7 protein-coding genes are annotated in these 7,802 nt (G+C 70.6%); 3 read left to right on the plus strand and 4 right to left on the minus strand.

Going from position 1 to position 7,802, the window contains the following annotated elements; all coding sequences use genetic code 11:
- Window positions 1–14: 14 nt before the first annotated feature.
- From AB0I53_RS09455 to sodN, 3 genes are all read right to left on the minus strand, one after another.
- Window positions 15–878 carry an alpha/beta hydrolase gene (locus AB0I53_RS09455; protein ID WP_358599055.1) on the minus strand — a complete coding sequence of 288 codons (864 nt, stop codon included), beginning with the start codon at window positions 876–878 and terminating at the stop codon, window positions 15–17.
- A gap of 55 nt (window positions 879–933) precedes the next feature.
- Window positions 934–1,380, minus strand: a complete 447-nt coding sequence (locus tag AB0I53_RS09460) for a cytidine deaminase (RefSeq protein WP_358599057.1) — start codon at window positions 1,378–1,380, stop codon at window positions 934–936.
- Between the two features lie 88 nt (window positions 1,381–1,468).
- Window positions 1,469–1,876 carry a superoxide dismutase, Ni gene (sodN, locus tag AB0I53_RS09465; protein WP_093277413.1) on the minus strand — a complete coding sequence of 136 codons (408 nt, stop codon included), beginning with the start codon at window positions 1,874–1,876 and terminating at the stop codon, window positions 1,469–1,471.
- 79 nt (window positions 1,877–1,955) lie between these two features.
- Between sodN and AB0I53_RS09470 the strand changes: the two genes are divergently transcribed.
- Window positions 1,956–2,270: a S24/S26 family peptidase gene (locus tag AB0I53_RS09470; RefSeq protein WP_358599386.1), complete on the plus strand. Its 315-nt coding sequence runs from the start codon at window positions 1,956–1,958 to the stop codon at window positions 2,268–2,270.
- Window positions 2,271–2,274: 4 nt separating this feature from the next.
- Here the strand turns inward: AB0I53_RS09470 and AB0I53_RS09475 are convergent, their stop codons facing one another.
- Entirely contained in the window at window positions 2,275–2,877 is a 603-nt protein-coding gene (locus AB0I53_RS09475; RefSeq protein WP_358599060.1) for a dTDP-4-dehydrorhamnose 3,5-epimerase family protein, read from the minus strand.
- 440 nt (window positions 2,878–3,317) lie between these two features.
- Here AB0I53_RS09475 and AB0I53_RS09480 point away from each other — a divergent pair, with 440 nt between their 5' ends.
- A complete protein-coding gene (locus AB0I53_RS09480; protein ID WP_358599063.1) occupies window positions 3,318–4,517 on the plus strand; it encodes an NADP-dependent malic enzyme in 1,200 nt (399 codons plus the stop codon).
- A 326-nt stretch (window positions 4,518–4,843) separates the two neighbouring features.
- On the plus strand, window positions 4,844–7,660 hold the full coding sequence (locus tag AB0I53_RS09485; protein ID WP_358599066.1) for an EAL domain-containing protein: 2,817 nt from the start codon (window positions 4,844–4,846) through the stop codon (window positions 7,658–7,660).
- The last annotated feature ends 142 nt before the right edge of the window (window positions 7,661–7,802 follow it).

The raw sequence follows: 7,802 nt of genomic DNA on the forward strand, positions 1-7,802 counted from the left end.
GCGCCGGCCGGCTTTCACCGGTCGGCGCCCACCAGGCCGCGGAGGATCTGCTCGGCGTGCGTCCAGAGCAGGGCACCGCCCGCATCCGGGACGAGGTGGTGCCGGGCGTCCGGGATGCGCCTGGCCAGCGTGGCGCCGGAATCGGGCGAGTGGCTCGGGCTGGTGTCCAGCCGCCCGTACCAGAGGTCGACGGGGATGCGGATGTCTTCCGCCGCGAACGGCCAGCGGCTCATGGCCAGCGCGGTGTCGCGGGCGTATCCCGCCGAGCCCTGCGCGAAACCTTCGGCCATGGCCCGGCGGAAAACGCGTTCGAACGGCTGATTCCGGTAGACGGCGAGGTCGGCTTCCGGGCTGAAGGCGACGATCAGCTTCCACAGCGCGTCCGGGCTGCCGAACTCGGCGAACGACTCCTCGGCGGCCGCCGGATCGGCGGTGACCGCCTCGACCATGTTCCGCAGATCGCCTGGGAGAGCGTCGCCGAGCACCGCGAACTCGTCCGCCCCGGCGACCACGGCGGCTCGGCTCGCGACACCCGCCGCCGCGCAGGCCAGGGCGAACGGTCCGCCTGCCGAATAGCCGACGACCGCGAGATCGTCGATGCCGCGTCCGGCGGCGAATTCGGCGATGTCGTCGGCCCAGCCGCGGAGCGTGCGCCCGGGTGCGGGATCGGAGGCGCCCAGGCCGGGCCGGTCCACCGAGACCAGCCGGATTCCCAGCGCATCGACGACATCGGTGCCGAACCCGAGCCGTCGGCTGGTCGCGACTCCAGGGCACAGCAGGACGGCAAAGCCGTCCGCCAGGCCCCACTCGCCCCAGGCGAGGCGGCGCCCGTCGGAGAGTTCGTGCTGCCCGAGGCGCGTTGGTTCCGAAACGTCCACGGCGGTCAATTGTGGACATGCCCGCGCGCGGGCGCATTCGATTTCCTGTTGCCGCTCAGGAGAGATGCTCTTCGGTGGACGGCCAGCCGCCGGCGGCGGAGAACTGGGTTCCCCAGTAGAACGGGTTCAGCTCGCGCAGCGTCCGGGCCGACCAGCCCGACGGGCTGTTCGCGTCGGCCACCGCCACCTCGACGTCGGGGCCCCACAACGCGAGCCGCTCTTGGCAGATACCGCACGGCGCGAGCACGGGATAGCCCTCGCCACCAGGCCATTTGCTGACGCAGACGGATGCGGTGACGCGCTTGTCGAGCGTGTACGCCTGGCAAAGCGCGCCGGTCTCGGCGCACAAGGTGACGGCGGCGTTGAGGTTGTCGAGGCTGATGCTGGTCAGGATCTGGCCGTCGTCGAGCCGAACGGCGGCCGCCACGGCCTGCTCGGCGCGCCCCCAGCGCCGTTCCACCAGCTCGACGGCCGCGTCCACAAGTCGTTGATCGAGTCCCATCCGGCCAGTCTGCCGCGCCGGAAGCAGAAAAGACGCCGGCCGGCGGAAGTGGTTTCCGCCGGCCGGCGTCCTTTCGGTACTGCGGCGCTCAGCCCTGCTTGGTCTCCCAGAAGATCTTGTCGATCTCGGCGATGTAGTCCAGCAGCTGCTGACCCGACTTGGCCTCCATGGAACCCTTGGTCCCGGCCGCGCCCGCGGCCTTGGTGGCCTTGTTGATCAGCTCGTGCAGCTGCGGGTACTTCTCGAAGTGCGGCGGCTTGAAGTAGTCGGTCCACAGCACCCACAGGTGGTGCTTGACCAACTCGGAGCGCTGCTCGGCGATCAGAATCGCGCGAGTGCGGAACTCCGGGTCCTCATTGGCCTGGTACTTCTCCTGGATCGCCTTGATGGACTCAGCCTCGATCCGCGCCTGCGCCGGGTCGTACACGCCGCACGGCAGGTCGCAGTGCGCGGTTGCCTCGAGGCGGGGGCTGAGGATTCGCGACAGGAGTCGCATGATTCCTCCCTGACAAGTGAGTGCTCCGACAGGGGCGACCCTACTCTTGAAGATCCTCGAAGTCCTATCGGAGGTGGCTGTGAAATCCCTCGGGCGGTGGCCGTGGCGGCGGTTGCTGGTGCGCGGCCCGTCCATGGTTCCCACCCTGCGGGATCGCGACGTGGTGCTGCTGCGGCTGCGGGGTTCCGCTCGGCCGGGAGACGTCGCGCTGGTGCGCTGGGCGCAGCGTCCGGGGCAGCTTTCGGTGAAGCGCGCGCTGCGCCGCGACGGCGATGGCTGGCACGTCGAAGGCGACAACACCTTCGGTTCGACGGATTCGCGGGAGCTCGGCCCTGCCGAGGTTCTCGGCGTCATCCGGTGGCGCCTCTGGCCGAAGCCCGGCCGCGTGCGGTGACGGCTCAGCCGCGCAGGCTTTCGTAGTGGGCGAGGCAGGTTTCGTAATCCGGAAGCAGGCCCTGCTCGGCGGCTTGCGCCAGACCGGGGGCGGATCGGTCCTTTTCGGACAGGATCGGCTCGCCGTCGAGGTCGGACCACGGCAGCCCCAGGTCCGGGTCGAGTGGGTCGACGCCGTGCTCGGCCGCCGGGTTGTACGGCGTGGAGCAGAGGTAGGTCATCACGGTGTCGTCGGTGAGCGCGGCGAAGGCGTGTCCGAGCCCCTCAGCGAGGTAGACGGCGCGGTATTCGGTGGCGTCCAGCCGGATCGCTTCCCAGCGCCCGAAGGTCGGGGAGCCGACGCGGATGTCGACCACCACGTCCAACAGCGCGCCGCGCGGGCAGTACACGTACTTCGCCTGGCCTGGCGGCACGTCGGCGAAGTGCAGGCCGCGGACGACGTTGCGCGCCGAGACGCTGTGGTTGGTCTGCGCGACCCGCAGCGGGTGCCCGGTGGCGTCGATGAACGCCGCTTCCTGGAACGGCGCGACGAACAGCCCGCGGTGGTCGGGGAAGGCCTTCGGCGTGAACTCGTAAGCGCCCGTGATCTCAAGTCGACGTACCTGCACGTCCGAAAGCCTATGGGGCCGGTTGGAATGCGGATCGGTGGGGCGGAGTTGATATGCGCCGTGCGAACTATTCGACGCCCTATTCAAACCGGACGTACGTACTGCGAAATGCGGCACTAAAACCGGACGAGCGTACTGCCGAAATCGGATCCAAATAGGACGCGCGTACTGCCGGTAGGCCTTGACAAAATGTTGAACCTGCTGGTGAGGTTGTGTGATCCCGGTCGCTGACACTGATCTCGCGGCCTGGCACACTGTTCGAACCGCAGCGTCCGCCGAGAGCCGCTGTCCGACCAGGTCGGCAGGTCTCGGTTATTTCGAAACACTCGCCTGTCCGGCACGCCAGGGCAGGCGAGCGTCGCACGGGTGGCGAAGCGCCGCCCGGTCCGCCCGGCCTGGAATGCGTCCGGGCCGTAGGCATGGCTACATGGAGGGACGCCGTGACCACCGTCAACGACAGCACCGCAAGCGGAGTCGGTGCGGATTTGACCAACGAGGAGATCTTCGCGGCGCACGAGGGCGGCAAGCTCGCCGTCGACGTGACCGCGCCGCTGGATTCCGCGCGGGATCTGTCGATCGCATACACCCCCGGCGTGGCGCAGGTCAGCCGGGCGATCGCCAGCGACCCGGCGCTGGCCGATCGCTACACGTGGACGCAACGGCTCGTCGCCGTCGTCAGCGACGGCACCGCGGTGCTCGGCCTGGGCGACATCGGACCGCGGGCGTCGCTGCCGGTGATGGAGGGCAAGTCCGCGCTGTTCAAGACCTTCGCCGGGCTCGACTCGATCCCGCTGGTGCTGGACACCACCGACGTCGACGAGATCGTGGAGACCCTGGTCCGGCTGCGCCCGTCGTTCGGTGCGGTCAACCTGGAGGACATCTCCGCGCCGCGCTGCTTCGAGCTGGAGCGCCGGGTTTCCGAGGCGCTGGACTGCCCGGTCATGCACGACGACCAGCACGGCACCGCCGTGGTCGTGCTCGCCGCGCTGCGCAACGCCGCCAAGGTCGTCGACCGGGAGCTGGGATCGCTGCGCGTGGTGATCTCCGGCGCCGGCGCTGCGGGCGTGGCCTGCGCGAAGATCCTGCACACCGCCGGTGTCGGCGAGATCACCGTGCTCGACTCGCGCGGCGTGATCCACTCCGGGCGCGCGGATCTGACGCCGATCAAGCAGGAACTCGCCGAGTTCACCAACCAGAGCGGGATCACCGGCGGGCCCGCCGAGGCACTGCGCGGCGCCGACGTGGTGATCGGCGTTTCGGTCGGACAGCTCCCGGAGGAGCTGGTGGCGACGATGGCCGACAACGCCATCGTGTTCGCGCTGTCCAACCCCGACCCGGAGATCCACCCGGACGTCGCCCGGCGGCACGCCGCCGTTGTCGCCACCGGGCGCAGCGACTTCCCGAACCAGATCAACAACGTGCTGGCGTTCCCCGGCATCTTCAAGGGAGCGCTGGACGTCGGGGCGCGCAAGATCACCGACGGCATGAAGGTCGCGGCGGCCGAGGCGATCGCGGCGGTCGCCGCCGACGACCTTAGCGCCGACTACATCGTGCCCAGCCCGCTGGACCCGCGGGTGGCGCCCGAGGTCAGCGCGGCGGTCGCGAAGGCGGCACGGGCCGACGGCGTCGCCAAGGCATGAGTCGCCAAGGCATGAGCCGTCGAGGCTGTTGCCACCGGTCCGGACGGCGGTAGGTTCGGTTCGCAAGCAGCGGGGCCGGGGGAGCCAGCAGCGGCTCCCCCGGCCCCGCTGTGTCGGCGGCGAACGGATTTCCGATGTCGGCGTCATCATGTCGGGCGACGGCTGTCACCTCTCCAGGGAATCGGTCCGATGCCCCGGCACCATGGCGTTACCGCGGGTGCGTCGACCGGTAAGGTCGGCCGCACGGATTGCTGTGGCTCACGTCACTCATCAGTGGCGGGTCGGGCGTCCGGAAACGGCGGCCACGCGGCCGCCACGCAGGAGGGGTGCAGTTGACCGAGCGGAGCGAGCGGAACCGGACGGCCTCCGGCGGTCTCGGCCTGGCCGGCGTCTGCGCCGAAGCGTTCGAGCTGATCCCGCTGCCGGCCGCACCGGCCCTGCTGAGCACCGCGGACGGCATCGTGGTGCGGGCGACGGAGCAGGCCGCGACGCTTGCCGGCGAGACCGGCCCCGCCGCGCTGATCGGCTGCCGGCTCGCGGACCTCGTGGCCCGCGACGGCGTGGTGTCGATGCTGCGGACGCGCTCCGGCCGGATTCCGGTTCGCCCGCTGAGCTGGCCGCACGCCGACGACGAGCAGCTGCGCGTCACGGTGCTGACCGACGTGTCCGACCTGACCGAGGCGGCATCGGCCGCGACGGACGCCACCAACACCAACGAGCGGCGCTGGCTGATCGAGGCGCAGCGGATCGCCAAGGTCGGCAGCTGGGTGTTCTACCCGGAAACCGGTGAGCTCTACCGAAGCCCGGTGCTCGCGGAGTTCCTCGGCGGCTCGGGCGCCGAGTCCGCCACCGACGCTGGATCGATGATCGCGGCGACCCATCCCGAGGACAAGGACCGCGCCGCCGAGTTCTACACCGACGTTCTATCCGCTCCCGAGGGCGAACTGCTGGAGGTCGAGCTCCGCGACCTGCCCGGCAAGCGGATCTACCTGTGCACCGGCCGCGCCGAGTACAACCGCTCCGGCCGGATCGAGCGGGTGCAGGGCACCGTCCAGGACGTCACCGAACACCGGGCGCTGGAACGCCAGCTCCGCGACGAGCGGCGCAAGCTGCAGGACGCGCAGCGGATCGCCCGGCTCGGCACGTGGGAGTGGGATCCGCGGGCCAACGTCATGCGACTGTCGCGGATGCTGCACGAGATCATCGGCAAGCCGACCACCGCGCACATCACCTTCGACACCTACCTGGAACGGGTGCACCCGGACGACAAGGACTGGGTCCGGCAGGCGTGGGAGCCGCTGATCGACCAGCACGAGCCGATCGAGGTCGAGCACCGCTACGTGCGGGTCGACGGCACGATGCGGATCCTGCGCCTGCACGGCACCGCGATCCGGGACGCCGACGGCGAGGACGTCATGGTCGGCACCGTGCAGGACGTCACCGAGCAGCGCGCCGTGGTGACCCGCATGGAGCGGTCCAGCCAGCGCTTCAGCGACCTGGTCAACATCACGCCGGTCGGGATCGGGCTGTTCGACCGGGCCGAGCGGCTGGTCGACGCCAACGACGCGCTGTGCGCCCTGCTCGGCTACCGGCTGGAGCAGCTGCGCGGCATGACCGTGCCGCAGATAACCCATCCCGACGAGCGGGAGACCGGCCTGCCCACGCCGGGCGAGCGGCCGGGCATCCGGCGGCGGGTGCCGCAGCGGGTGCTGGTGCGCTCCGACGGCGAGCCGGTGTACTGCGAGCTGCACACGTCCTCGTCGGTGCAGGACGACGGCACCCAGTTCTGGCTGGTGGTCTTCCAGGACATCACCGAGCGGCGGCGTGCGGCCGAGGCCCTGCGCTACCAGGCCACCCACGACGACCTGACCGGGTTACCGAACCGCGCGGCGGTGAAGGACCTGCTCCTCGGACTGCTCGGGCGCGCCGACTCGCACCGCGTCGCGGTGCTGTTCTGCGACATCGACAACTTCAAGCGGGTAAACGATTCACTGGGCCACGACGCCGGGGACGAACTGCTGGTCGCGCTGGCCCGGCGGCTCGAAGGCGGGCTGCCGGACGGCTGCACGGCGGCCCGGTTGTCCGGCGACGAGTTCGTGATCATCTGCCAGGACATTGACGCCGTCGGCGGCGTCGATTCGCTGGCGACCCGGGTGTCCGGGCTGCTGCGCACCGCGGTGCCGGTGCACGGCCAGCTGATCCGGGTGTCGTCGTCGATCGGCGCGGCGGTGCCCAACGGATCGGGGGCCGGCGGCGAGGACCTGCTGCGGTTCGCCGACGCGGCGATGTTCGAGGCGAAGCGCCGCGGCACCGGCAAGGTCTCGCTGGCCAGCCCCGCGCTGATCGCCTCGGCGGACCGGCAGCTGCAACTGGAAGGCCAGCTGCGGGAGGCGCTGAACAACGACGGCCTCGTCCTGCACTACCAGCCGGTGGTGAACTCCGACGGCGTGGTGGTCACGGCGGAAGCGCTGGTGCGCTGGCCGCACCCGGATCGCGGGATGCTCGCGCCGGACGCGTTCCTGCCGGTCGCCGAGCAGGGCGACCTGTTACGCGAGCTGGACCGCTGGGTGCTGCGGACGGCGCTTCGAGAGGCGGCGACGTGGCCGGCGCGCAACGGCCGCCAAGCCGGCGTCGCGGTGAACCTGGCGGGCCTGGTGCCGGGCGGGCCGGAGTTCGTCGACGCGGTCGCCGACATCGTCGCCGAGACCGGCATCGCCTGGAACCGGGTGATCCTGGAGCTGGTGGAGACGGCGCTGGTGGACCTGCCGTCGCGGACCCGGCACGAGATGGGCGAGCTGGTGGCGCGCGGCGTGCGGTTCGCCGTCGACGACTTCGGCACCGGCTACTCGTCGCTGGCCCGGTTGAAGGACCTGCCGGCGCAGATCATCAAGGTGGACCGCCGGTTCGTCGCCGGCGTCGGCGGCGACGCCTCGGATTTCGCGGTGGCGCGGGCGGTCGTGGACATGGCGCGCGCGATGGGCCGGCAGTGCGTGGCCGAGGGCGTGGAGACGGCGACGCAGTTCCACGTGCTCTGCGGCGTCGGCGTGGACGCCTACCAGGGCTGGCTGTTCTCCCGTGCGATCCCGGCCCGCGAGTTCCGCGACCTCTTAGAACGCGGCCCCATGCCGATCCCGGGCGCCTGACCTCGTGTTTCCGCAGGTCCGGGGCCGTGTGTACTTTGTGTCGCTATAGCAGCACAAAGTATGTCGTGCCGCGCGAGGAGATGGTCGAGATCTCGCGCGCCGAGTGATCTTCCGAATCGAAGGGCACCTCTGACCGGCATGG

This window comes from Saccharopolyspora sp. NPDC050389, assembly GCF_040655595.1.
In the GTDB taxonomy this organism is placed as follows: domain Bacteria; phylum Actinomycetota; class Actinomycetes; order Mycobacteriales; family Pseudonocardiaceae; genus Saccharopolyspora.

Excerpts from the sequence above, each read along its gene's own strand:
- AB0I53_RS09460 (WP_358599057.1), bottom strand. The coding sequence starts at position 1,380 with ATGGGACTCGATCAACGACTTGTGGACGCGGCCGTCGAGCTGGTGGAA.
- sodN (WP_093277413.1), bottom strand. The coding sequence starts at position 1,876 with ATGCGACTCCTGTCGCGAATCCTCAGCCCCCGCCTCGAGGCAACCGCG.